Origin of the sequence: Mucilaginibacter lappiensis (assembly GCF_050433765.1) — a bacterium.
GTDB lineage: Bacteria > Bacteroidota > Bacteroidia > Sphingobacteriales > Sphingobacteriaceae > Mucilaginibacter > Mucilaginibacter lappiensis_A.
Genome location: NZ_JBNPWP010000003.1, coordinates 732018 through 758345, shown reverse-complemented (window position 1 = coordinate 758345; position 26328 = coordinate 732018). Strand labels below are relative to the sequence as shown.

The following is a 26328-nucleotide window of genomic DNA, read 5'->3' as shown; positions in this document are numbered from 1 at the left end:
AAAAAGCACTTATTTATAAGTGCTTCATTGATACATCAGTAATGATTTTTTAACATGAAGTAGTTTTATGGGGGTACATCATAACTACTTCATATCGTATTTTTCCGTATGGTGACCTGATCTAATTGATTAACATTTTAATTTCCAATTATTTATTCAGTATTCTTACGGAGTTAACTGAGCGCAGGCCATACATGTATGCAGGGATTCTCTAAAGGCCGGCCATAGTATTTTAACTGGTCTTTTTATAATTATAAATGGCCAAACTGTTAAATATGAGGGCAAACAAAGCGATACTGCCAAGTTGCGATAATATATTTTTAAGGCTGCTCCCTTTAAGCATGATCATCCGCATTACTTCTATCAGGTAACTGACAGGGTTAAACTTCGTAACGGCTTTGGCCCAGTCTGGCATGCTGTCAATGGAGGTGAACAGGCCACCCATGAGAATAAAGATCATGACGAAAAAGAACATAACGAACATAGCCTGTTGCTGCGATTCGCAAAAGGTGGAGATCAACAGTCCAAATCCCAAAACAGCGAGCAGGTAAACCGCGATAAACCCGTACAGCAAGAAAAGGCTGCCTGCCGGTGTTATGCCATATACCAGCCAACCCACGATGAGGCCCAGTGTAAATACCACATTACCCAAAATCCAGAATGGGATAAGTTTGCCTAAAATAAAATGGTGTTTTTTTATTGGGGTTACGTTGATCTGCTCAATGGTCCCCACTTCTTTTTCTTTAACAATATTTAGCGCTGTTAAAAAACCACCGATCATGGTTACCAGTATGGCCAGTATGCCCGGAACCATATAAACATGATAATTGAGCAAGGGATTATACCTGTTTGATGATGCAATATCAATAATCGGCTGCTGGTTAAACGTGCCGGGTTGAATAAATTGCAATCTCACATCACGATTAAAATCCTGGATTACGCCCAGGAGATAAACACTTCCAAGGTTGGCTTTTGTGCCGTTTATAGCATTTACTGCTACGAACAATTTCTGTTCATTTTCGCGCACCAGATCGCGTTCAAAACCATGGGGAATCTCCAATACAAGGTCGGCATCGTCAGATTCAATCAGTCGGAAAGCTTGTTTAAATGAAAACTCATAACCTGTCAATTTGAAATAACCCGAGGAGATTATTTTGGTGATCAGTTTTTGTGAATAGGAAGAATGATCATTATCAATAACCGCTATCTTGACGTTTTTTACCTCGTAATTTGCAGCCAACGGCAGTACAAGAAGCTGCACTACCGGCATTACTATTGCCATTGCCAGTATGGCCTTGTTACGGAAGATCTGCCTGAACTCCTTTTGCAGTAAAAATTTGATGGTCCTCATGATAAACGGATTTTAAAACTTTTTAAACTGATAATAAGCATGATGGTGGTTATTCCTGTGAGGATGAGTGTTTCTTTCCATATAGCACCAAAACCGAGGCCTTTGATCATAATATCCTTCACAATAATATAATACCATTTGGCAGGTATAATATTGGAAATTACCTGTAACGCAACGGGCATATTTTCAATTGGAAACATAAAACCACTGAACAGGATAGTGGGCAGCATCATACCCATTAAGGAGATCAGCATGGCCATCTGCATGGTATCGGTCTTTACCGAAATAAAAATACCAATGGTAAGACAAGTGATGATAAACAGCGTACTCTCAGCAAAGAGCAGCAAGATGCTTCCGTTTACAGGCAGGTTGAGCACAAAAACACTGAGCAGCAATATAGAAATTACATTAACTAATGATAATATCAGGTAGGGCACCGCTTTAGCCACAATTACCTTGAGCGGACTAAATGGTGAAACCAACAGGATTTCCATCGTACCGGTTTCCTTTTCTTTTACAATGGAAACTGCGGTCATCATTACACAAACCAGCATTAATACCAATGCCATTACTCCAGGCACATAATTGGGTGCACCCTTGAGTTCCGGGTTATATAAAAACCGTACTTCGGGGGCTATCCGGTAGGGAATATTATTGTTCTTGTTAAAATCTGTCTGATAATCCTGAATAATGGAGCTGATATAACTGGTTAATGTGGTGGCGCTATTCGGATCGGTTGCATCCGCAATGATCTGTATGCGGGCATCATGCTGATGCACCAGGTTATAATAAAAGTTAGCCGGGAAGATAACAGCCAGCCTAATCTCGCCCCGTTTAAGGGCTTCCTTCATTTCCTGATTGCTCCTTACTGCCTTATCCAACTCAAAATACCGGCTTGCCTCTATCCTGGAGATGATCTGTCGTGAAGCGGCATCATTCGCCTGATCCATAATTACGATCCTGGCATCCTTTACCTCATTGGTAAGGGCAAAGCCAAATATCAGTATTTGTACCACAGGCATCCCGAACAAGATCAGCAGGGTTTTCCGGTCACGCAGCACATGCGCGAATTCTTTCCGTATAAATATCAGGAACTGTTTCATAGCTATCAGTTTATTCGCTGCGTTTGGCGCCGCGGGCCAGTTCATAAAATACTTCGTCCATATTATTCGCGTGATAGGTGTCTTTCAAATTTCGGGGTGTATCCAGCGCTTTAATAACCCCATCAACCATGATAGATATGCGGTTACAATATTCTGCTTCATCCATATAATGAGTAGTAACAAAAATGGTTACCCCCCTATCGGCTGCGTCATAGATCAGGTCCCAGAACTGCCTGCGGGTTACCGGATCAACACCGCCCGTTGGCTCATCCAGAAAAACAATTTTAGGCTCATGCAGCACCGCTACCGAAAAAGAAAGCTTTTGTTTCCAGCCTAATGGAAGTGACACTACCAGCTTTTTCGCCTCCTGCTGTAAACCCAAATGCGCTATCAGTTCTTCGCTTTTGGTTTTGATCTGCTTGTTGGTTAAGCCATAAATGCCACCAAAAAATTTAATATTTTCCAGTACGGTCAGGTCTTCATAAAGCGAAAACTTCTGGCTCATATAACCAATGTTCCTTTTGATTTGCTCTGTTTGCTTATATACATCAAAGCCTGCTATGGTAGCCTTGCCAGACGATGGAGTAGAAAGCCCGCACAGCATGCGCATGGCGGTGGTTTTCCCTGCGCCGTTGGCCCCCAGGAAACCAAATATTTCGCCCTTGTCAACCTCAAAAGTGATCTCGTTGGCGGCAATAAAATCGCCAAATCGCTTGGTTAGTTTATCAGTTTTTATTACGATATCACTCACGTTATGATAGTTTAATAAAACTGTCCTCAATGGTAACCGCTGTTTTTTCAAGCTCAATGTCTTCAAGGCCCTGTTGTTCTAAATAAGCGGTTACCTCGCTTAAATTCACATTGGGGTCTTTAAAGGAAACATGTGCGAACTCCCCGAATGTGTAGCTGCTCATTACCGGTTCGTAACCACGCAATATTTTTAAAAGCTTATGCATATTGTCAGCTTTAACAGCATAAAGTTGTTCGGGATATGATTTGATTATGTTATCAGGCGTATCAACCGATAAAAGCTTGCCGGATTGGATCAGCGCAATCTCATCGCACATACCGGCCTCATCCATATAGGGCGTGGACACCACGATGGTAATATTTTGCGCTTTCAATTGTTTAAGCATTTCCCAAAACTCTTTGCGGGATACCGGATCAACACCCGTAGTGGGTTCATCTAAAAACAAAACAACAGGTTTGTGGATCAGCGCACAGCACAAGGCCAGTTTCTGTTTCATACCACCTGATAGCTTGCCCGCCCTTCGCGTTTTAAAAGGCTCCAGCTGGATATAAATGTCCTTGATCAAATGATAATTGGCTTCTATTGTAGTATCAAACACGGTTGCAAAAAAGTTCAGGTTTTCTTCAATGCTCAGATCCTGGTATAAGGAAAATTTTCCAGGCATGTAACCTACTTTGTTCCTGATCTGTTTATAATCTTTTACCACATCGCTCCCATCTACGGTGGCCGAGCCGCCATCAGGAAGCAACAAGGTTGTGAGCACCCTGAAAATACTGGTTTTTCCGGCTCCGTCCGGACCGATCAGCCCAAATATCTCCCCCCGTTTTACCGAAAAGGAAACATCGTCAACAGCGGTTTTATCCTTACCATAAACCTTGACCAGGTTTTTTACTACAACAGCGTCCATGATTTATAATTTAATTTCTCCGTACATGCCAATTTTCAGAAACCCATCATTCTTTACCCGTATTTTAACGGCATACACCAGGTCGGCCCTTTCGTCCTTGGTTTGAATAGTTTTCGGAGTGAATTCCGCTTTACTACTTACCCATTCAATAATGCCGGTATAGTTTTTATAAGTGTCTTTAGTATCGTCAACTAAAACCTTCACCTGTTGGCCAACTTTTACGTGAGGGATCAGGTCACCGGTGATATAGGCGCGAAGAATAATGGTATTTAGCGCTGCTATCTTATAGATCGGCTTGCCCACATCGGTTACTTCGCTGGCCTCGGCGTATTTAGTTAATACCGTGCCATTAACCTCATTAATGATCCTGCATTTATCAAGCAGATCATTGATCTGCTCAATTTGTACGTTTAATGGCCGGGCCTGGTCATTTAAATTTGCTGTGGTAATGTTTAATGATGATTGCAGGGCAGCGATCTGCTTTTTAATAACATCTACCTGGGTATTGGCGTCCTCCAGTTGTTTTTTTGTAGCTGCGTCGTCCCTTAATAAATTAGTGTTACGCAATTGTTCGCGTTTCGCCTGCCGCAATTGTTCCTCCAAAGAGGCGGTTTGCGCAGCAATGTTGGGTTTTCCACTCAAAGTAGCTTTTATCTGCGCTTCCAGTTGTTTCTTTTTTAAATAGAGCTGGACACTATCGATATAGCCTACTACCTGTCCGGCCTTTAATACCTGTCCCTCTTCCAGGTTAAGCTCCTTTATAGCGCCAGTACCCTGTGCCGAAACAATGGTTTCAACCGCCTCAAAGGTGCCGGATGCGTCATATTTATCTTCATTTTTGCCGCAGGACATCAGACTTATTAATAAGATTGCAAATGGTAATAATATTTTTTTCATGATGGTTTTATTGTTGATTACCGGTTGTAGTTTGCTGATTATATTGGGTGATTAAGAGTTGCACTTCGTGCAGTATTTTGTTTTGGCGAGCCTGATTTTCATCGTTTACATTGATCAGAAAGTCATTGGTCGTGATCACGCCATTTTCTAACTGGGTCAGCGCCGTATTTTTACCCGTGTACGAAGATTAATGATCTCATCGTCTGACGCTAATAGCCGCTGGAACTTGCCCATATCGGCATCCTGTTGTTTCACGGTTAAATTGCTATTAAATAGGAATGTTTCTTTCTGTACATCAAGGCTTTTGCGGTTAATGTCAATAAGTGCCCTGCTCTTTTTTATGGTATAAAATACCGATGGCGACCAGGTAAGCCTGATACCCCCGATATAATAAGTATCAAAACTATTACTAAGAAAGTTTAATCCGGGACGTGACACACCGCCTTGTAAAAAAAGGTTCAGTTTGGGGAGGGTCTGCACGGTAAGCAGCTTGTTTTGCACATCAAGGTTTTTACCCTGCTGGTCATATCCCTGTAATTCGGGCCGGTTAATTTCATGCGATGGGTTTACCGGCTGCGGTTTTATCAGAATGGTTGTTTCGTCAACTGTTTTACCTATAAAAAGGCTTAGCATATCGGTATATGCATTACGCGATGCATGGAGATTGATAGACTGCTGCTTATTTTGCAGCAACTCGGCTAATAATACATCGCCATTGCTTCTGAAGGCGGTCCCATTCTTGATCAGGGCCTGAATTTTATCATAACCTAATTGTACATCCTTTATCACCAGATCATTTTGTTTTAATTGTTGATCGACTAATAACACGCCGAAAAACAATTGATTGATACGGTCCTTTAACTGGTACAGGTCTGTTTCCAATTGTTGCTGATTAACCGCTTCGGTGGCCTTTTGTAGTTGTTTCTGCTGTTTTATTGCACCGCCGTCGTAAACCACCTGATCAAATTCGCCGTATAGTTTATACTGGTCTTTGCTTAACGTAGGAATGTTTACCCCCGGTAATTTGATAGGTATAGCCGTTACTGCCGATTGATAGGTGGCCTGCCCATTGATGTTTAACTGTGGCAAATAGCCTTTTTGTATATTTTCGATGGTATAATCGGCCGTTTTGGCAATCAGCTCCCGCTGTTTTACCTGGGGATAATTTTGCAGGGCCAGTTTATAACAGTCATCGAGTGTTAACTGGCCGGTGGTTTGCGCCCGGCCTGCAAAAACTATGGCTAACAGTTGAAAGGCACCTAATAAGAATTGCTTTTTCATAGTTAATCAGTTTATTTGATATTTTGATTTAGTCATTTGATTAAATTACGGGCAAAAAAAATCTGCTCTATTCGAGCATCATTTTTATCCATTGGGGTATCAGTATTCTTCGTTCATCCATGATTTGAATAAAAGCTTCCTCGGTAACTGGCCCTGCGGTAATAAAAATGGGCTTAGCTATAAAGGGGAATACCATCATTCCTAAAAAACTCAGAAAAAACTGGATAGGATTGGTCTCTGTATTTCGCTCGGCAATTTGCTGTACAAAATGAGATTCCAGGATGGAACCGTTTGACCGGATCATTTTCCCGAAACGCTCTGCGTTGCTCCTGATCTCGCTCAATACGAATATGGGCAGATCGGGGTTTTTGATCAACATATCAATGTAACTGTTTGTAATCAGCTCCAGTTTTTCCTCCAATGAGGTTTCGCGGTTGTTTATTGCGGGGGCGATAAACGAAAAAAGCTGCTTTACCTTTTCGATCATAACGATCTCAAAAAGTTTTTCTTTACTGCGGAAATAGTAATTCAAAAGTGCGAGGTTAAGCCCGGCTTGTTCAGCAATGTCACGGGTTTTGGTGGCTGCGTAGCCCTTTTTAGTAAAAACAATACGTGCCGCTTCCTTAAATTTCTCTTCTGTTGAAAGGCTTTTTTCCTCTTTTATCTGTTCTTTCATTCCTGGTTCCACTGTTATCGGACAAAAGTAAAAATAATAAATTTGTTAATCAAAATATTTAATCATTTGATTAATTTAATAAGAGTTAGACCAATGGCGACAATGGGGAATTAAAATTTCCTATTATATAATTTTATTTCGTTTATGTATAATTAAACAAAGATTGGCATGATTTTTTCAAGTGTTTAAGTACATCAAACCATAAAAGCTATGAGATCATTATTGTATATCATCGCGGTCATCCTCATCATAGGATGGGCGATCGGCGTATTTGCTTACTCGGCAACCGGTTTAATTCATGCCTTGCTTGTTATCGCCATAATTTCACTTTTACTTGGTATCATTCAAAGATCATCCTCAACGATATAATCTTAACATATGCCATTTAAAACGTTAAACGCGGGCTTAACAGCCCGCGTTTAATAATTACCCTAATATTTATACCAGTTCTCCACCAAGTCGTTCGTTTAGCTATAGTGATTTCTTTGCGGTGAATATCTTTACATAATCTACCACCATGGTGCCTGTTTGAACTTTTTCAGGCATAAAATTATTATAATAGAGCCCTCCAACGGGCAGGCTTAAAGACAAGTACTCCGTTTTACCAAATAATTGGGGAATATATCCACCAACGGTTTTCGTTTCAACCAATTCGCCGTCGATATAGGTTTTGATTGAATTCTGGCTCCATTCAAACTCGTATACATGAAAAGCGGCTGACAGATCCCCGTCAGTAACCGTGGTACTCAGTGCGTTTTTCACGAGATCCTGCAGTGGTACTGTCCCATACTGATAATCCGACAGCAATTCATTGGTATCTGAGCCTTTTATTTCTAAAAAATCGATCTCACCATTCGTCGGCCAGTTTCCACCAAAAGTGTAGAGGAACGATGTTAAACCATAACCCGGCGCGGCCTTCAGCCTGGCCACAATACGTACCACCGGTGTTGTTTCATTAGCGGAAATCGAGGTTTTACTAACCATCCAGCCGGACGTATAATCAAATGATTTGGTTGCCGGTTCCCCAACAATTGCTGGGCCGGTCACCGTTTCCTTTTTAGCACTTATCTCTAAATAACCACCAGAAACTTTCAGGTTCGCAGGCTGATAGCAAGCCAGTTCCTTTTGTACTCCACCGGTTAACGCGTGCCATTGGGAAAGATCACCATCAAAATTATCCTCAAATACTTTACTCCAGCCCTTGCTCGTAAGTTCAGTATCACTACTATTATAATTTGGAATTACGTGAACCGTATTTGATTTGACGGTATCTGCTCCCTTATTTGGTCCTATTGAAGACAGTTTCCTGCAACCACTCCAAACCAAACAACTTAAACCGGCTATAATTATAATAATACGTGTAAAAAAGGTAGATGTATTCATGTAATTTTTCTTGTTTAAAATGTAACTACTAAAACCTATTTAGGATGTTGATCAATCATTTGCACCCTGGGACGACAAATTACTATCTGTATGACTTGCCGATAATTTTCACTGTTAATTTATATACTGATGTTTTTAACATATTTTGTTGCGATCATTAACATCAGGGCTCGGTCTGTCCTTGCCTCTTCAAAATTATCCTTCAGTATTTGTATGATCTGGCTATTTTTTAATTGTATCGATAAAATTTCTAACGTCTGAAACGATGCCATCTCCATACTTTCTACATTAAGCAAATAAAACAAGATCGACAGATCACGAACCGCTATCTCCTCACCATGCAGCACTATAGATGAAAATGCATTTTCAAGGGTACTGATCATTCCTTTACAGTTTTCAAATGAGTAAGTTAAGCCCAACAACTTATAGATTTCATCCATTCTTGTCAATTGGTTTTCAAGCTCATCAAGTGTTCCCATAATGGCAAACTTCAAATCTGAAAGACAAACGTACTCGACCACTTCTGAAAGTCTTTCAATCAGGTGCGACTTGCCACAATAGATGCGGTTCAGGTTTTCAAAAAAAAGCGGCTGCAGAATTTCAGGAATTATTTCCGTTGATGCCAGCCAGGCTTTTTGACTATCCCCCATTACTTTTTTCTTGCTAAATAATTCTATTACACCCTGTCCATTCAAAACCCTTGCCGAAAATGAGCGGGTGCTTTTCCAAGGAACGTCCTCCGTGGTAAAGCACAACGAAAAGCGGGTATTTACTTATACAGGGAATGAGTTGGGCGTATTAAAAATAACCGATGCGCCATGTCGTTATTTTTTATACGCTTTAATATTTTTAATCAGTTGGGCAATGCGTAAATACGACAAAACATATGAGGATTTTTTTCCTCATTTGTCGGCGACTACACCACAGTAAATACCCAACTTAACCTGAAATTTGCGGAGGAAAATTTGGCAAAATGTTAGGTCGGTACCCGGAATTTCATTGAAAGGCATGGATTTGTCTTACATTTTTTATGAGTAATATGCAGTAAGCACACGTTTTATCAGAGAAATTTTTTGTGGATGGATTTATGCTAAGTAAACGACACCTCATAACGCGATGTTTAATATGACTTTATTATATCAAGAAGCGAAACACTTATTTTTTACCTTTATAATCCTCCTTTGTTTTACCTGTCAGTGTCAGCTGGTTAAAGGCATGGCTCATCAGGAAGAAAAAGATGATACGGATTCACTTCAATCTCTCATCAACAGTGCACCTAAGGTTATACGGTTAAACCGTACCTACGTAATTAATAAAACATTATCTGTTCCTGCCGGGGTTGATATTATTGGAGGAACTATCAAAAACGGCAGTAATATGTCAGGCACCTTATTAACTAATAACGTTTTTCTTAAATATGATCATGCTGATAAAAACCGGCTGATAAACGTCAGATTTGAAAGTAAAGGTGATTTTCGGTTAAGTAACTGGGCTAACGCTGTAGTCGTCTTAAAGAATTGCAGGAATATCACCATTGAGCAATGCACATTCAATTTAAACCAGGCTTATAATCCAAAAGGTGCAGAAGCTATCTGGATTACCGGTGAGCGCTCCTCCGGCAATCAGTTCTTGTTTAATAACTTGCTGACCGCAGGTATTGAATACGCTGAAAACGGAGCCTGCAACAGCCTGGTTAAAGGCAACCTGATCATTAATGCGCACTCAGATGCTATAAGCGGTCATGGAAACGGCAAGACCCCTTGTACCGGTCATGTGATTACGCAAAATACAATCAGAAATGCGGGTTTTATGGGAATCGAGGATTGGGGTAATTGTGACGGAACAGTCATATCCGATAACAGGATATTTGGAACAGGCAAAAGCTATGAACAGCAGAAAGAGGGAATTGGAATTTCCGCGGTGGGCACCAACACCAAAGTTATTCATAATCTCATCCGGGATGCCCGGTTATATTATATAGAATCCGGCGGCAATCATCACATATTGGTGGCACGTAATCAAATTATCGACACAGAATTTAAGGCCATAGGAATTATTTCAAATTTCACCAAACCTGGCCCGTATCATGACACCGGTAAAAATTCAAGTATCATCAGGAATAATTCCATACAGGGTACCAAAGAAAGCATACAGGTTTTTGGAAATTTCGTAACATGCCTGCTGATCGATTCCAATGTGATAACAAATCCTCAATATCGCGGAATTGACATTGACAGTGATGCCGGGAATTATCAGGTATCCCTGATCGCGAACAAGCTTGTTTTTGATGTTCAGGCTAAACAGGGAAGGATCGCGATCCTTTCCTATACGAGGAAAAACGATTTGACCGGACAACGATTGGTTATTAAAAACAATATTTTAACCTATCATGCAGGGTCTGAAAATCGCCGGGAATCGGAAAGTGGCTTTGTTATCGGGACAAATAATTCAGTTATTTCTGGCAACAAAGTAATTTCTAAAGATCATAGTGTACATTTTCTGTCCACCGTGCATAACGCGGTGTCCGGACTCAATATGACCGGAAACCTTTTAAATGGCAGTAGTTATAAAAATTAAGAGGCGCGTGTTAAAAGTGGACTCATATGAATAACTCGCAAAGGGATGCGGCTAACTGCACATCCCTTTGTAATGGTGAGCTATAATATAGCGGGGTATGATATCCCGGAGGATAGCTTGTTTGGGTTACTGGTGTTCGACGATGCTTTCCGTCTGCTTACTTAAAAAATCCCGATAGGCCAGCCCAATTCCCTCCTCTAATTGAATAGTATGCCGCCACCCTTCACGATGAAGTTTGGTAACATCCATTAATTTTCTCGGCGTGCCATCCGGTTTCCCGTGGTCGAACTGAATTTGCCCGGTGTAGCCTACAACCTCGCCTATCAAGTGTGCAAGGTCTTTGATGGATATGTCTTCGCCGGTACCGATGTTGACCAAACCACTTTCATCATAGCTTTGCATCAGGTAATAACATGCCTCGGCAAGGTCATCGGCAAACAGGAACTCACGTTTAGGAGTACCCGTGCCCCATATGGTCACATGCGGCAGATTCTCCAGCTTTGCTTCATGGAAGCGGCGTATCAACGCTGGTAAAACATGAGAATTTTCCGGGTGATAATTGTCATTATAACCGTAAAGATTGGTAGGCATCACGGAAATATAATTACACCCATATTGGTCACGATAGGCGTCGCACATTTTAATCCCGGCTATCTTCGCGATTGCATAGGGTTCATTGGTTGGCTCCAACAAACCGGTAAGCAAGTATTCTTCCTTCAGCGGCTGCGGGGCGAGTTTGGGATAAATACAACTGGAGCCGAGGAACATCAGTTTTTTCACACCGGCCAAAAAGCTGGAGTGTATTACATTGTTCTGAATCTGCAGGTTTTCATATAAAAACTCAGCCCTGTAAGTGTTGTTGGCTACAATACCGCCCACTTTTGCTGCTGCCAGAAATACGTATTCAGGTTTTTCTTCCTGAAAAAATTGACTTACCTGTGTATAGTCGCGTAAATCAAGGTCTGAAGAATTCCTACAAATAATATGATGATAACCTTCTTTTGTCAGTTTGCGAAATATGGCAGACCCAACCATTCCCTTGTGCCCGGCGATATAAATTTTTGAATTCTTATCCATTCAGCCCTTATTCAAATTGATTTTTAACATAATATCCGTATTCTTTCAACAAACGTTCCTTTCTGAAAAAATTCACATCAGCCGTCATCATATCTTTAACAAGCATAGGAAGATCATATTTAGGTTTCCATCCTAACTGGGTATTCGATTTTGTCGGGTCACCTATCAACAGGTCAACTTCTGTAGGGCGAAAATATTTAGGGTCAATAGCAACTACTTCTTTACCAATCTCTATCTGAAAATCAGGAGACTCGCAATATTCCACATAACCTTTTTCATCAACACCTTCTCCTTCAAACCTTATCGTAATCCCAACTTCAGCAAATGCCATACGCACAAATTCGCGAACTTTAGTAGTTACACCGGTTGCAATTACGTAATCTTCGGGTTTTTCCTGTTGTAAAATCAGATACATCGCCTCCACGTAATCCTTAGCATGACCCCAGTCACGCTGCGCGTCAAGGTTACCCAAATATAATTTATCCTGTAAGCCCATAGCGATCTTGGAGGCAGCCCGCGTAATTTTACGGGTTACGAAAGTTTCTCCCCGTAACGGACTTTCATGATTGAAAAGAATTCCATTACAAGCGTAAATTCCGTAAGCTTCGCGATAATTAACGGTGATCCAGTAAGCATACATCTTTGCTACAGCATATGGAGAGCGGGGGTAAAAAGGTGTGCTTTCTGATTGTGGAACGGCTTGTACCAAGCCATATAATTCCGAGGTGGATGCCTGGTATATTTTCGTTTTCTTAGAAAGCCCCAGAATCCGGATTGCCTCTAACAATCTTAACGTCCCGATCCCGTCTGCATTGGCGGTGTATTCCGGCGTGTCAAAACTCACTTTTACATGTGACATAGCCCCCAGGTTATAAATCTCATCCGGTTGAACCTGCTGCACAATTCGAATTAAATTCGTGCTGTCGCTCAGATCTCCATAATGCAGGATCAATCGTTGATCTTCATCATGAGGATCCTGATACAAATGATCGATGCGATCAGTATTAAACAAAGAGCTTCTGCGTTTGATGCCGTGCACGACATACCCTTTGGAAAGCAATAACTCGGTCAGATAGGCCCCGTCCTGTCCTGTTATTCCTGTGATCAATGCTACTTTTTTCATTATATAGTTCAGATTTTTATTTACACATTAGACGTATTGTTTCCTAATTCCCACAGAATTAAGGGAATTATTTCAGATCCGGTTCTTAGAAAACGGAAGAAAGCCATGCTGTATAGCAGGAAATTGAATGTTTGATTAATCGTTAGGAGATTAATTCCTACGCATGGGCGCCTTTAATTAATGACTGGTTTAACTTTGACCTGATGAGCATTAATATAAACGCGGGACCGTATATCACATAGCGTTTGTACATCCGTCTTGGCTCCTTTAACAACCTGATAAACCACTCCAGACCAAGGTCTCTCCAGAACTTAGACGGCCGTGAAACGGTTCCTGCATAAAAGTCAAATACCGCTCCGATGGCACAGATCGTACCAACTTCCAGCCTTTCCTTATTAACATGGGTCCAAACTTCCTGTTTGGGAGCTGTCATGCCAACGAATAACACATCGGGCTTAAACTCGTTTACTACCTCAACCATTTTATCTGTATCTTCTTTTGAGAAGGCCGCTTTGAATGGCGGAGAATAGGTATCGACCCTAATATTCGGATATTCCAGGTTAATTTTTTTTTTAATCCTTGCTAAAGTTTCTTCTGAGGATCCCAGGTAAAAGCAACTTCCTTTTTCCGCATCCAACTTCTTCAGAAAATACAAGTGTACATCAGCGCCGGCTATTTTTTTTATATTCTGTTTATTTAAAAATTTCACAGCGGCAACTATACCTATCCCGTCAGGTAGCAGCACATCAGAGTGACTTAATGCATCTTTAAAATCCTGGTCCTTCTCTGCCATGACGTAAGAATATTGATTAACTGTATTGATTATGCACTTGGAATCAAATTTCAGATCATCCAACTGACAACTAAGAATTGAATAATCAGACAATGGCACAGTAGAGAATTTTTGCATCGACTTAATGATTTAGATTAATGCTAATAAACAAGTTATTGTTCAGTAACGACCGATCCATTGCAATTATTAAGCCTAATTCATTTAAAAGAAAACTTAAGTATAAGTTATCAATTTATAGCTTTATAGTTAAAAAAAGCCAATTAATATGACCAGGCGTAAACTTCATTTGTGGTACGTGAAAAAGCCGTATTTTCCGCGTGTAAAATAATCCCCAGTTCCGGGAATTAATTTGCCACGAAACTCATCTGCCGGCTAATAAAAACCGGATCCAGTTTGACATATCTGAGGGGAGGTAATGATCTGTAAGTTCTGACTGATCGTTGAAATCAGGATGAAGCATAATTTCTACGCGCAGATTTTTATGCCACAGGTGGCTATTTGCTACGAAGTAATCAACGGTTTGAAACCTGTCTGAATAATTGCACCCAGCCGCCGTAATCTTTTTGTTCAGCAAGTTTCTGAAAAAAAACTTCAGGAGGTTACCTTCGTTGAAAGACTGGGCCAGCCGTAGTTTTAATCCATGTTTTTTAGCCAATACCAGAAAAATTTGATTAAAGCCCGGTAACGTATGCAGATGCAGGTGTGCATCAAGATGGGTAAGAGGGATATGCGCTTTTAAAGCGCGATCGATCTGAGCCTCAATCTCCTTGTAAAAAGACAGCGCCGTACCGGAATCGAGAAACCTGACCTTTTTCCCGGTTTTATGGATATCCCATTCCCCGTTTTCAGTAAGGAACGCCTTGCTTACAAAATCTGTTACCGGTTTGCCTTCCGCTAAATTGATATGCAAACCAACATTCCTGATAATATCATTTTGCAGTGTAAGCTCCACAGCTTCTTCAAATCCGTCACAATTCACCATGAGCGAGGTACTATTAATATAGCCCTTTTCATAACAATATAAAATGGCTTTATTGACCGAAGAGTTTAAACCAAAATCATCCGCATTGGCAATTACATTTAGAGGTATCATCTTTTACGTAAGTGATGTATCAAGTTTTTACAGAATGGACCCCGAAAATCAAAAAGTATTTTCCGGCAGCACGAAGCCCAGTAAGTTATCAGATCAATTATAGCACCATTAAATTATTTCTTTTAATATTTTACATGGTCTATGGTAAAGACCATGAATAGAAATAACCCAAATCTTTATGCCGCCGGCCAGTATATATATTACCCTCCAACCTATTTTACTTTCTGTTGCATCGTCTTTTCCTGCCCGGGCAAGCTTTGCCTGAGCAAGAGCATAAAGGGCTCAGCAAACCTAAATAAAAAATCAAGGTTTTTCTATAAATTCAGTGATTTTACGAAAGGCCGGCGTAATAGGTTACATGGTTAATGCTTACAGAAAAAACCGTTGTGTAGCGGTCATTCTATATAGACCGCTCCTGGGTATCATTCGCCAGTTTAAGGTGCTTTAGCCGGCAGACACTAAATAACGATGTGCCTGCCTAAGACCTCAGGATCGGAGCTCGGTATACAGTTGTTGATGAATCTGCATGTCTTCCGGAGAATTAAATCTGTCCTTAATTTTTTTGGCCGGGGATCCTCCGGTGATGGAATAAGGTTCTACATCTTTGGTAATCACGGAACCTGCAGCTATGATACTTCCTGTACCAATTCTAACCCCGCTCATGATGATCGATCCATACCCTACCCATACCTCATCCTCTATAACGGTAAGCAGATCCTTGCCCAGCCAGTTATAATCGTTATCCCTGATCTGACTTGAAAAACGGATAGCCGTTCCAATTTGCTGGTAATGATGATCATATCGCCCAACAATGGCTACATAATTTCCAAAAATGACATCATTACCGATGACAGTATCGGATTCGATCTGAGAATAACGTCCGATATAAAAATTATCGCCGATGACCAGGGTTTTTTTCGCCCACATGCGCACACCTTTACCGGCGTGAAAATTTTTACCTATCTGATATTTATTCCACAGTACTTTGGATAAATATAGGTCTCGGCCTTTCTTCAAAACTTTAACTAAATTCATCATTTACAGTAGCGTATAAATAGTGTTTCGATTTTTGATTTTATTCTGGATGATAAACCCATTTTATGCTGAAACTGCTTTTGATAATGCGGATGGATCTCGTGTACATCCGGGAAAATAAAATCAGTCTTGTGTTTAGTATCCAGCAAGGGAATATAACGTGATGATGATCCGTTAGTATGCGTAGCATACTGATCAAATCCATTGTTATAAATCTTGGAGAGCTTTGGATATAATGTTACGCCTTCCAGCTTATACTGATTGAAAAACCATCTGATTGCCCAGGAATCCAAAAGGCCGGTCATTTGTTTGTCAAGCATGCTGTTCAGGTCAGACCCTCCCTGAGCAAACCGTTTTCTTGCCGCTTTATCGTTTTTAAACCGTGCGTATTCTTCCACCTGCCAGTCCACCTGATTCCATCGGTCTGCCCACGTGGCCCATCCCCATGACCACCCACGATTCAGAAAATAACCCTCGCTGATGTCATCCGAAGATTCCGGTTTCAAATTAAAACTGTAGCCTGATATGGAGAAAACCTGCTGGTTGTACACATAATTTTCCAGCGCTTCATTCATAAAATTTAAAAAATTCGGGGTCGTTAGCAGGTCATCCTCCAACACGATCACTTTTCCGAACTGCTGGATCAGTTCCGAAGTGCCGTCAATGATTGAACGCGCAAGTCCTTTGTTTTGTTCAGATTCGCGAATGGTGATTTCCCTAAAGCCGGTCACGCTTCTTAAATATTTCCTGACCTCTTCTACCTGCGCTTTGTCATGTTCATGGCGGGGACCGTCAGAAAAAATATAAAGGAAAGAGTCTCTCGCCAAAAAGTTTTTTTGCAAGGCGGCTATGGTCGCCTTTAATGGTGCGACACGTTTATAAGTAAAAAGTATGATCGGAGCAAGGCTCATATAAAATTTGTATGTAGTCGGGTGATGATATTTGGTTCAAACGGCAACCGTATCCCAACCTTGTGTATTGTAACGGCCATCCCAAAAATTAATTAAGAGATTGGATAACAACCTTTTTTTCTTTAAGGGTTTAGACTTTAACCATAACAAGGTTGTCAGCAGTTCATTGCCCATATTTTCGTAACTAAGTGAATTTATTATTTCAAGAGAACTTTCTGACATTCGTCCTTTCGCATCCGCTGATAAATTGATAAATCGCAGGATCTGGTCACTCATGCCTTTAACATCTGAAGGAGCAAAACTGTAGCCATTAATACCTTCTATCAGCAATGTGTCCGCAGCGTTTACCTTGTTACTTAACAGCACCGGCAGTCCTGCTGCCATAGCTTCATTGACCACAAGCCCCCAACTCTCCGACCAGCTGGGCAAAATAAAGGCGTCTGCCTCAAACAGATGATTCGGAATAGAATCATTGGGTATAGCACCTACAAATTCTACCCTTTTCAACCCCATTTGATCCCGGAGTAAGGTCAGGTCATTCAACTGCGATCCGTCTCCAAGCATGACAAGTGTATCCTGGTCGCTCTCTTCCTCTACATTTTTCCAGGCTTTCAGCAAATTCTCCAGGTTTTTAATTGGAACAAGCCTGGCAACACAAATAATTCTGCGGTTATCGAACCTCTTCTTTTGTTTAAATTTGAAAAGACCATTATCTATGCAGTTATACCCGTAGAAAAAATGTATAGATTCCTTACTATATAAAGAAGTATATTCCTCATCATAATCTTTAGATGGCAACCATAGGGCGTCTATCTGATTGGTTATAGCATCCTTAACTTGCTGTACTACGAAATTCCGTTTAACATTTGATGGTTTGGCGTCGTCAAACATGATAAACTTCCTGTTGTTATTCTTGGCCCACCTTAAGCCCAATGCCCCTGAGTAAAATACAATAGATCCGGCAATGATAACATCGGGATTGATATCCGCTAATTTGGAAAACAAAACCTCCTTAATCGTGGACTTTGAAAGTTCATTATCCTTATTGTCCGGAAAAAGACAGTTCCACCATAATTCTTTGTTATCATATGGGTCGAATATATATGGTGAACCCTTGCCGAACAATTCGATAACGTAAAGATCGATATCCCGGGATTTTAAAAAATCCTTTAAAAAAGACAGCCTTCGCTTCCAATATACCCGTAAATCATTATGTAATAATACTACCCTCACTTTATGAAACTTTATAGTTTAACAATTTTTATCATATTCAGCCCACTCCTATTCTGTAAACGGATTATCCTGTCTCACACAGGATAATAGTCAGTAACAATATGGCTGATTTTTTCTGCCATGGTTTGCTTTCGTGCAAATTTCATAGCCTCAATACTCATCTCACTAACAATATGCGGATGACGATATAAATGAACAATGGCATCTTTCAATTCTGGAATAGCCGCCTCTGGTGAACTGGCATTACATCTTATACCGGTTTTATCACTGACTACCTGCGACTGGCCGTGTAAATCGAGCGTAACAATCGGCATACCAAAAGACTGGGCTTCAAGCAACTGGGCTGGCCCCGAGTCTCTTAAGGACGTGAAAAAGAACACATCATGCATATCATAAAACAGCCGTACTTGTTCATATGGCACCGCCCCCACCATCTTCACCGTGTTCTCCAATCCATATTCTTTGATCTTGCCGGCAATGACCGCCTCCATCTCTCCATACCCTACAATTGTTAATGTTATTTCCGGAATATGTTTTAATTGCTGCATAACATCCAATATCAGCAACATCCCTTTTCTGGGCATAAACCTGCCTACCCACAACAATTTAAGTAGTCCGTTCACAGGCTGCTTTAGTTTGAACTCTCTGGGAAAAAAGCTTTCGGGCAACGCCATATCGAGTGATAGCTGGCAGTTTTTTGCGCCTATCTTTTTTGCCATAGCAAGGGTGTCCTGATTGGATACCAATACAACCGCTGCCTTTTGAAGCATTTTTCTGCAGGCGGGATTATATTTTATCATCCAGTTACTCACCTTTTCTCTTTTCAATTCGGAGGCCCAGTGATCAAGAAAATACCGCTTAAATGTTTCCGGGGCCTTTTGCCCTCCGCCGGCCGGGCCGAAAATAAAAGGGATATTCAACCGGTACATAAAGGAACCCATCTGCAGGCTTCCCCAGGTAACGTGATGGGCAAGTTTAAACTTCATTTCCTTATGCAAAGATTTACCTTTTCTGAAAGCCAGGTATTGCCAAAGCATATAATGCAGGTAAATGGAGGCCTGCGTCATTAAATACAAAACTTCTGTCCCGAGCGGCATCGTGATGTAATGAAAATGAAGATTTTCAATGACCGGATGCGTTTCGATACTTGGCCGGTTTACACTCCTGGTTAAGCAATGAACTTCATAACCTTTTTCAGCTAAGCCCTTGGCCCAATTCCATCCATTACCCTGTTCAGATCCCTTATCAGGTTCACAGGCAAAGGCAGATAAAAGAATTTTATTCATATTATTTCAGATTTGCATGCACCCAAGCCCCATATAGCGCTATTGCAGGGCTGTTGCAAACTATCCCTTCCTTCCATGCACAGATCATTAAAAAGCATATTTATCTCCTCTTATAGTTTTAAAAATTGTTGAAAAAATAATTTTCAGGTCCAGATCGAAACTCCAGTTCTGCATATACCAAACGTCGGCTTCTACGCGCGCCTGCATATCTTCCAACAATTTCGTTTCTCCCCTAAGTCCATTAATCTGGGCCCATCCCGTAATGCCTGGTTTTATAAAGTGACGTACCATGAAATGATCAATCAAATTAGAATATTCCTCCGTATGTTTCAGCATGTGCGGTCTTGGGCCAACAACAGACATATCACCAAATAAGACATTGAAGAACTGCGGCATTTCGTCCAGGCTCGTCTTCCTGAGGAAGGCTCCGATCCGGGTAATTCGTGAATCGCCTTTCTTAGCCTGCAAATTGTCGGCATGCCGGTTAACATACATGCTTCTGAATTTATAACAGTTGAAAGTCGTATTATCTCTGCCCGATCTCGGCTGCACAAAAAAAACAGGGCCAGGTGACTCCATCTTGATCAGTACATATATGATTGGAAAAAGCCACGTGAATACAAACACGATAACCAATAGCGAAAACATGACATCAAATACTCTCTTAAGAGCGCGGTTCAAAATATTCTCTAAAGGCTCCTCCCTGAGAGAAAGGACATTTGCGTTAATTACGGAAGCAGGAAGAAACTTTTGAATATAATCAAAGTGCTGAGGGACAAGTTTAAAGCGCACCATGTTTTTATCCGAATCTTTAATAAGCCTTTCAATAGTGCTTTTTTTAGATGGATCAAGTGCGCAGTAGATCTCGTCCACTTTATGTTTAATTACATATGCCATACAGGTCTCAATCCTACCCAAATATAAATGATCGTCAGTTATAGCCGGAGGATTGTCATCAAACAAACCCATTATTTTATAACCGACCATATCTTTTTTAAACCGGTTATAAAAATCGGCTCCTGACCGGCCTTCACTTAAAATGACCGCTTTTCTCACCGGCCCGTAAATAATTGACGAGCTCCCAACGGTTTTGTAAAAGATAAATTTGCACAAAAGAAGAAGGCAACCGAACAGGGTCATTAAGCAGAATAAAGATGCTCTGTTTATATGATAAGAATCTGTAGTATTTACAATTATCAGGATATAGCTAACTAAAAACAAATACAGTACATATGCTTTGATGGATTTGACAAACAATGAGACATGATGAACAGGGCGATACACCCCCAATAAACTGGTCGACAAAAGCCACAACAGGTTTAAAATCAAAACAACATTTAATTGTGATTTATCAAACAACCACTGATATAATGTATGATGTGTTAAGTTATAAACTAATATTAAAGACAAATTCAATATGGAATAATCCATTAAGACATTGACCATTCTGTTGACATTCTTATAACGTTCACTCATATATACTTATATATAATGATTATAACAATTATGATGCTAAGCTGTGTTTGTAACCTATTTAAGCGCTGAAAGGAAAAGATCAATGAAGATCGGCCCTGTTATTTGCGCTACTATTAAATTTTTGCTTATTACTAAAAGAAACGAACCGCAATTTTTGAGGAGCTAATTAACCCGTGCGCAATTTGAGTAATTATTTCCACGTTTCATCTGCCTGGTAAACCCCTGATTACCGGTCGGATATCTGTAAATCTAACCTGGACTGTTTTATATAATCGTAATGGTCATGCGGTTTGTTAAACGTGAACAACCACCAGGCATTAAGTCTTAAACATACATTGTAAAACAACATCGGAATAACGATACCTGAGGTCCATATCAAACCAAACAATAATGGAACAAAGGAAATTTTCAATATAGAAATCAGCACAATCCTCATAATATTCATTACGATGATCTGCATACAATAAATATAAAGCGAATGATACCCTATTACCCTCAAAAACGATAACACCTTATATTTTTGCAGCAGAAAAGAAAGGCTAACGGAAAGTGAACACCCGATTAATGCTTCAAAAAGATAAAACCATGGTAATTTATGCTCTACATAATTGATCCCGTCTTTGCCGCCATGCAGATTGAGTTCCGTAAACTTATATTGAATAACAAGAAAAAGGAGTAGCAATGGCAGGAAAACTTTCCAGGATGTATAACGATGGACAAAGCGTTCGTTTAAAAAGATGTTGGAGATCGCGTCGCCTATCGCGAAAAACAAATAGAACTGGCATATATCGGTAAGGAGTCCAGCCTGTAAATCATGCATATTAATGTAACCTGCGATTGAAAAAAACACAAAACCAATTACAAGTTGAATACCGATGGAAACCTTTAATTTGGTTTTCAGCAAGGAGTATATTACACCAATAAAAAACAGCGCGTTCAGATACCAAAAGTGCCCTGTTTGCCTGGGGTTAATGATCAGATTCAGGTAACTTGCCATTGTAATATCAGAATTCGTATAACGGGCAGATAACAGTGCAAGTGATATCTGTATTCCTCCCCATACCAACAAAGGGTATAGAATATTATTTACCCGGTTAAGCAAATAGGCTGGCAGGCCCCTCTTTCGCAGGCTATTGGAAATCAGAATACCCGATACAATAAAAAACAACGGCATCCGGAAGCCGTACAAAAACGTGCCGATATAATTGAAATATGGATACGGGGCCATGTTAATACCATGATCAAAGAGCATAAAAAAGCAATGTCCGTAAGCAACGAGTATAATACTGATTCCTTTATCATAATCCAGCCAAAGAAATCGTTTATCTCTCAGAATGAATTTGCTGTTAAAAACATCGAGCTTTGGAATTAGGTTATTAGGTTTCATATCATGTAATATTTAGCTTGACAATTGATTTTACTATTGCAGTGCGGAGATGCATACCAATAAACACGCTGGCAAATTTTAAAGTTGTTTAAACATAAATACATACTGCTCGGCTGTTAGGTATCCAATTTTATTGTAAAACTTATAAGCTGGCATATATTTGTTGGTCATCAGTATCGTCAATTCCGCATCCTGCTCTTTAGCGTAGGCGCTGCAAAATTCCATCAGCCGTTTTCCATATCCTTTCCGCTGTTTCTCAGCGGCAATGAAAAATTCATCAATCATTAGCTGATCGTTAGTCCACCACGTTTTAAAATGTCCAAATATGGCGCCCACCGGAACTGATTCATCATATAGTATAAATCCCACAAATTGACCCGAACTCATATACTCAGCCAAATACCGGGAAGCTTTCTCTGCAGTCCATTGGTAATTCCAGGGTGCCTGATTATATGCCTTTATAAAAATATTTACACAGTCATTTAAATTTTCTTGGGTTACGGGTACAATGTTCATTAAGTTTTGATTTGTTTGTGTTTAATGGGTTGATATCCAAGCGTTGTTTAGCAGCGCTGATCCAGTGTTCTCTCCAAAATGCCAGCAAGCTTTTCCACATTTGGGGTTTCCAGCATGGAAAGATGATCTCCTGGTACCTCAAGTACCTCTACTCCCTGGCGTGCATAATTTTTCCATCCCAGGTACTTCGTATCATTTACATAATGAACGCAAATTTCTGCACGGAATAAATAAACCTTATTATCAAAGGGGCCCAACTGGTATTTGCGAAATGCAACCAGGTGTTTCTCCTTTATTTTCCCGATTTGCTGGTAAAATTTCTCCGATTCTTTTTTAAAGCGTTTTTTGGAGACCTGTTGTGATTGATTTTTAAACGTACTGACAGGTTGTGTAACTGAATTTTTAATGAAGGTTAGTAATTTCGGGATGTTTCTCTTAACCTTCTTGGGTAACAACTTGTACCAATCCTTATATTCAGTTTTTTCGGCATTGGTATCAAACATAATCAGCATACTGACCTTTTTACCCATTTCGCCAAGCTGGCGGTTCATTTCAACTGCGACATATCCGCCAAAGGAATAACCGGACAATATATACGGACCCTCTGGATTGTGGCGTAAAATTTCACTGATGTAATGTGCCGCGATATCGGGAATGGATTCAAACGGCTCATCCGCATCATTCAGCCCCTTAGCCTGTAATCCATAAATAGGTTGTTCTTTATCAATACAGGCTGCCAGCTCGCTAAAATTCAGCACATTTAATCCTTCGCCGTGGATGATATATAAGGGAGTCTTAGAACCGGACGGTTTGATCGGAACTAAGGATATAAATACCGATTCCTTGTCATCATCGTCAATAAAACGCGCCAGGGACTGAATATCCGGATATTTGAAAAGCACAGAAAGCTGGAAGTTTTTTCCGGTACGTTTTTCAAATTTGGATAGTATCTGTACTGCTTTTAGAGAATGCCCTCCCAATTCAAAAAAATTGGCATTGATACTGATCTGAGGAATTCCCATACAATCCTGCCAGATGGATTGGAGAATCATTTCGGTTTCAGAAACTGCATTTACAAGGTTATCTGTTGCATCAAGGTGATTCACCTCCGGCAGCGATTTCCGGTCAATTTTCCCATTGGAGGTAAGTGGCAGAAATTCCAGCTCAACCCAAACCGAAGGCACCATGTACCCCGGAAGCTTTGTTCCGAGATAATCCATTACAGCTTCCTTGTTAAATTTACCGCCTTCAGGCACCACATAACCAATCAGTCTTTTTTTACCCTCCTGGTCATCCTTGGCTAACACAACAGCATTTGATACCAGGTGAAATCCTTTTAAAACGTTTTCAATTTCTCCAAGTTCAATTCGGAACCCCTGGATCTTTACCTGATTGTCTATCCGGCCTATGAATTCCATATTTAGATCCGGCATCATTCTGCCCAGGTCTCCGGTCCGGTACATCATACCGCCCAGGCTGTCATTAAAAGGATCGGGCACAAATGCTGCTGCCGTCTTATCCGGATCATTTGCATATCCCCGGGCTACACCAGCTCCTCCGATGTATAAATCACCAGCTACCCCAAACGGAAGCGGCTGCAACTGTTTATTCAGAATGTAAAAAAAGTTATTGGTGATCGGCTTGCCATACGGGATACTGTTCCATTTCTCCGATGTACTTTCTACCGGGAAAAAGTTGGACCATACGGTACCCTCAGTAGCACCTCCAAGGCTTATGACTCTTGCGCCTGGCATGTACTTTTTAACCCTGTCTGGCAAACTCAAAGGAATCCAGTCTCCGCTCAAAAATACTGTTTTCAGGCCATCATAACGGTATTGAGGGTCCTCAGTTTCTAAATTTAAAATCAGGTAGTCCAATGTAGTTGGAACAGAATCCCAAAAAGTAATCTGATGATTGACCAGCAAGCTTTGAAGCTGTTTAACGTCCCGGATCTCTTCCTGCCGGGCTATAACGATCTGTCCGCCGGCAGACAACATGCCAAAGATATCATAGACAGAAAGATCAAAACACATGGAGGTTATGAATAATATCCTGTCATTGGCGTCAACATTAAATTCATTATTTACCCATTGGACTAAATTAACAGCCGAATGATGCTCTATCATTACGCCTTTTGGCCGGCCGGTAGAACCGGAGGTATAAATCGTATAAGCCAATTGCCGGCTGCTGATCTTGATATCCGGATTGGTGTCCCTGCTTATATTGATGCTGTTAAAATCGATATCTGCAAATTTCCGGGGATCGATCAGCGATTTTAAAGGGTAACTTTTATCAGCAATGATTAGTTTTAACGCGGATTGATAAAAAATATATTCCTGCCGCTCAATTGGATAATCGGGATCAACGGGCACATATGCTCCCCCGGCTTTTAAGATACCCAGCATACCCACAATCATATTGAAGTCCCGGTCTGCCAATATGCCCACGTTATCTCCCGGAACAATTCCTTCATCTATAAGATAATGGGCTAAACGGTTTGACTGTTGGTTAAGCTGACCATAAGTTAAAACCTGCCCGGCCTGAATCAGGGCGATAGCGTCAGGATTTTTTGCAACCTGCTCCTCAAACAGGGAAAATAAAAGTTTTTCCTCGGGATAAGGAGCAACGGTATCATTGAAGTCAACAATAATCTGTTTCCATTCTTCGCTCGTAAGCAACTGATGCCGCCCCACCTGCTCAGCAGGATTAATAGCTATTAAATCCAATAGCTGAACAAAATGTTTCAGAAATTTGTCAATAAATTCATCCTGGAAAAGAGACGCATTATAGTATAATACTCCCGGTACTCCTTCTGTTGTTTCTTTAAAAAATAAACCCAGATAAAAGTCCTTAAAATGTTTACTGATTAATCCTTTAATTTCATCGCCTTCAACCGCCTCTCCTGATTCATCGAAACCAAATAACCCTTTAAATACCTCTTTGTCAATTTTAAGGTTTAACAAAATTTCATTAAGATCATTAAATGTCAGATTGCCGGTGTACCCGGGAGCATATCGCGTTGCTTTTAATTGCTGAACAATATTAACAAAGGATATCTCCCCACTGATCGTGCTCCTGATAGAATTGAAACCATATTTTGAGGATGGATTTTCAACCGGCAAGTCTCTGCATATGATTTGTGTGATAAAAAGATCTTCCTGTGTAGAGTACCGTTGTAACAATACTTTATATGCCGCCAAAAGTATGGTCGACAGTTTACAGCCTTGTTCTTCTGCAAAAAAGCTAAGCCTTTTTAACAAGTCTGTATCCAATACAAATTCTTGTTCTGCAACACCGGACTTTTTGCCTGTTAAGGTTTGGATATCAATAGGGAGCTTTAAAAGTGGGAGTGTTTGAAATTTATCCTTAAACTGATCAATGTTATCTAATACTTCTTTGTTTAGTAAATACGATTGTGACATAGGTTCTAATAAATATTTAAAGCTTATATTCAGTTAAGGGGTATTTTTTT

Annotated in this window: 23 protein-coding genes; 2 read left to right on the top strand and 21 right to left on the bottom strand. The window is 40.5% G+C overall.

Features of this window, described 5'->3' with window-relative positions; translation table 11 throughout:
• Positions 1–232: 232 nt before the first annotated feature.
• The 7 genes from M2273_RS13140 to M2273_RS13110 form a co-directional block, all read right to left on the bottom strand.
• Positions 233–1351 carry an ABC transporter permease gene (locus M2273_RS13140; RefSeq protein WP_429397476.1) on the bottom strand — a complete coding sequence of 373 codons (1119 nt, stop codon included), beginning with the start codon at positions 1349–1351 and terminating at the stop codon, positions 233–235.
• The gene (locus M2273_RS13135; RefSeq protein WP_429397474.1) at positions 1348–2454 is read right to left on the bottom strand and encodes an ABC transporter permease; all 1107 of its coding nucleotides are present in this window, start codon (positions 2452–2454) and stop codon (positions 1348–1350) included. Before M2273_RS13135 ends, M2273_RS13140 begins: the two co-directional genes overlap by 4 nt.
• 10 nt (positions 2455–2464) lie before the next feature.
• A complete protein-coding gene (locus M2273_RS13130) occupies positions 2465–3205 on the bottom strand; it encodes an ABC transporter ATP-binding protein (RefSeq protein ID WP_429397472.1) in 741 nt (246 codons plus the stop codon).
• 1 nt (position 3206) lies between these two features.
• A complete protein-coding gene (locus M2273_RS13125) occupies positions 3207–4112 on the bottom strand; it encodes an ABC transporter ATP-binding protein (RefSeq protein ID WP_429397470.1) in 906 nt (301 codons plus the stop codon).
• 3 nt (positions 4113–4115) lie between these two features.
• Complete coding sequence (locus tag M2273_RS13120; RefSeq protein WP_429397468.1) at positions 4116–5009, bottom strand: HlyD family secretion protein; 894 nt, start codon at positions 5007–5009, stop codon at positions 4116–4118.
• Positions 5010–5165: 156 nt separating this feature from the next.
• The gene (locus tag M2273_RS13115) at positions 5166–6290 is read right to left on the bottom strand and encodes a TolC family protein (protein ID WP_429397466.1); all 1125 of its coding nucleotides are present in this window, start codon (positions 6288–6290) and stop codon (positions 5166–5168) included.
• A 67-nt stretch (positions 6291–6357) separates the two neighbouring features.
• Complete coding sequence (locus M2273_RS13110) at positions 6358–6966, bottom strand: TetR/AcrR family transcriptional regulator (RefSeq protein WP_429397464.1); 609 nt, start codon at positions 6964–6966, stop codon at positions 6358–6360.
• A 210-nt stretch (positions 6967–7176) separates the two neighbouring features.
• Between M2273_RS13110 and M2273_RS13105 the strand changes: the two genes are divergently transcribed.
• On the top strand, positions 7177–7335 hold the full coding sequence (locus M2273_RS13105; RefSeq protein WP_429397462.1) for a lmo0937 family membrane protein: 159 nt from the start codon (positions 7177–7179) through the stop codon (positions 7333–7335).
• Between the two features lie 102 nt (positions 7336–7437).
• Here M2273_RS13105 and M2273_RS13100 read toward each other — a convergent pair whose 3' ends face one another.
• Both M2273_RS13100 and M2273_RS13095 read right to left on the bottom strand, forming a co-directional pair.
• Positions 7438–8349: a glycoside hydrolase family 16 protein gene (locus M2273_RS13100; protein ID WP_429397460.1), complete on the bottom strand. Its 912-nt coding sequence runs from the start codon at positions 8347–8349 to the stop codon at positions 7438–7440.
• A 119-nt stretch (positions 8350–8468) separates the two neighbouring features.
• Entirely contained in the window at positions 8469–9104 is a 636-nt protein-coding gene (locus M2273_RS13095; protein ID WP_429397458.1) for a DUF892 family protein, read from the bottom strand.
• Positions 9105–9564: 460 nt separating this feature from the next.
• Here M2273_RS13095 and M2273_RS13090 point away from each other — a divergent pair, with 460 nt between their 5' ends.
• On the top strand, positions 9565–10926 hold the full coding sequence (locus tag M2273_RS13090) for a right-handed parallel beta-helix repeat-containing protein (protein WP_429397456.1): 1362 nt from the start codon (positions 9565–9567) through the stop codon (positions 10924–10926).
• Positions 10927–11052: 126 nt separating this feature from the next.
• On the opposite strand, the gene fcl is transcribed toward M2273_RS13090, so the two are convergent.
• The 12 genes from fcl to M2273_RS13030 form a co-directional block, all read right to left on the bottom strand.
• Positions 11053–12003, bottom strand: a complete 951-nt coding sequence (fcl, locus tag M2273_RS13085) for a GDP-L-fucose synthase (RefSeq protein WP_429397455.1) — start codon at positions 12001–12003, stop codon at positions 11053–11055.
• Between the two features lie 7 nt (positions 12004–12010).
• Positions 12011–13126 (bottom strand): GDP-mannose 4,6-dehydratase, encoded by a 1116-nt coding sequence (gene gmd / locus M2273_RS13080; RefSeq protein WP_429397453.1) that lies wholly within the window; start codon positions 13124–13126, stop codon positions 12011–12013.
• A gap of 157 nt (positions 13127–13283) precedes the next feature.
• Positions 13284–13919 carry a WecB/TagA/CpsF family glycosyltransferase gene (locus M2273_RS13075; RefSeq protein WP_429397451.1) on the bottom strand — a complete coding sequence of 212 codons (636 nt, stop codon included), beginning with the start codon at positions 13917–13919 and terminating at the stop codon, positions 13284–13286.
• Between the two features lie 361 nt (positions 13920–14280).
• On the bottom strand, positions 14281–15012 hold the full coding sequence (locus M2273_RS13070) for a carbohydrate deacetylase (protein WP_429397449.1): 732 nt from the start codon (positions 15010–15012) through the stop codon (positions 14281–14283).
• Positions 15013–15498: 486 nt separating this feature from the next.
• Positions 15499–16050: an acyltransferase gene (locus M2273_RS13065; RefSeq protein ID WP_429397447.1), complete on the bottom strand. Its 552-nt coding sequence runs from the start codon at positions 16048–16050 to the stop codon at positions 15499–15501.
• A complete protein-coding gene (locus M2273_RS13060; protein ID WP_429397445.1) occupies positions 16047–16958 on the bottom strand; it encodes a sugar transferase in 912 nt (303 codons plus the stop codon). The genes M2273_RS13065 and M2273_RS13060 overlap by 4 nt, the downstream gene beginning before the upstream one ends.
• A 36-nt stretch (positions 16959–16994) precedes the next feature.
• Positions 16995–18191 carry a glycosyltransferase family 4 protein gene (locus tag M2273_RS13055; RefSeq protein ID WP_429397443.1) on the bottom strand — a complete coding sequence of 399 codons (1197 nt, stop codon included), beginning with the start codon at positions 18189–18191 and terminating at the stop codon, positions 16995–16997.
• A gap of 74 nt (positions 18192–18265) precedes the next feature.
• A complete protein-coding gene (locus M2273_RS13050) occupies positions 18266–19477 on the bottom strand; it encodes a glycosyltransferase family 4 protein (protein ID WP_429397441.1) in 1212 nt (403 codons plus the stop codon).
• Positions 19478–19564: 87 nt separating this feature from the next.
• Positions 19565–20953, bottom strand: coding sequence for an undecaprenyl-phosphate glucose phosphotransferase (locus tag M2273_RS13045; RefSeq protein WP_429397439.1), 1389 nt, complete (start codon positions 20951–20953; stop codon positions 19565–19567).
• 226 nt (positions 20954–21179) lie between these two features.
• Positions 21180–22340, bottom strand: a complete 1161-nt coding sequence (locus M2273_RS13040) for an acyltransferase family protein (RefSeq protein ID WP_429397438.1) — start codon at positions 22338–22340, stop codon at positions 21180–21182.
• A gap of 78 nt (positions 22341–22418) precedes the next feature.
• A complete protein-coding gene (locus tag M2273_RS13035) occupies positions 22419–22856 on the bottom strand; it encodes a GNAT family N-acetyltransferase (protein ID WP_429397436.1) in 438 nt (145 codons plus the stop codon).
• Positions 22857–22903: 47 nt separating this feature from the next.
• Entirely contained in the window at positions 22904–26278 is a 3375-nt protein-coding gene (locus M2273_RS13030; protein WP_429397434.1) for a non-ribosomal peptide synthetase, read from the bottom strand.
• Positions 26279–26328: the final 50 nt, after the last annotated feature.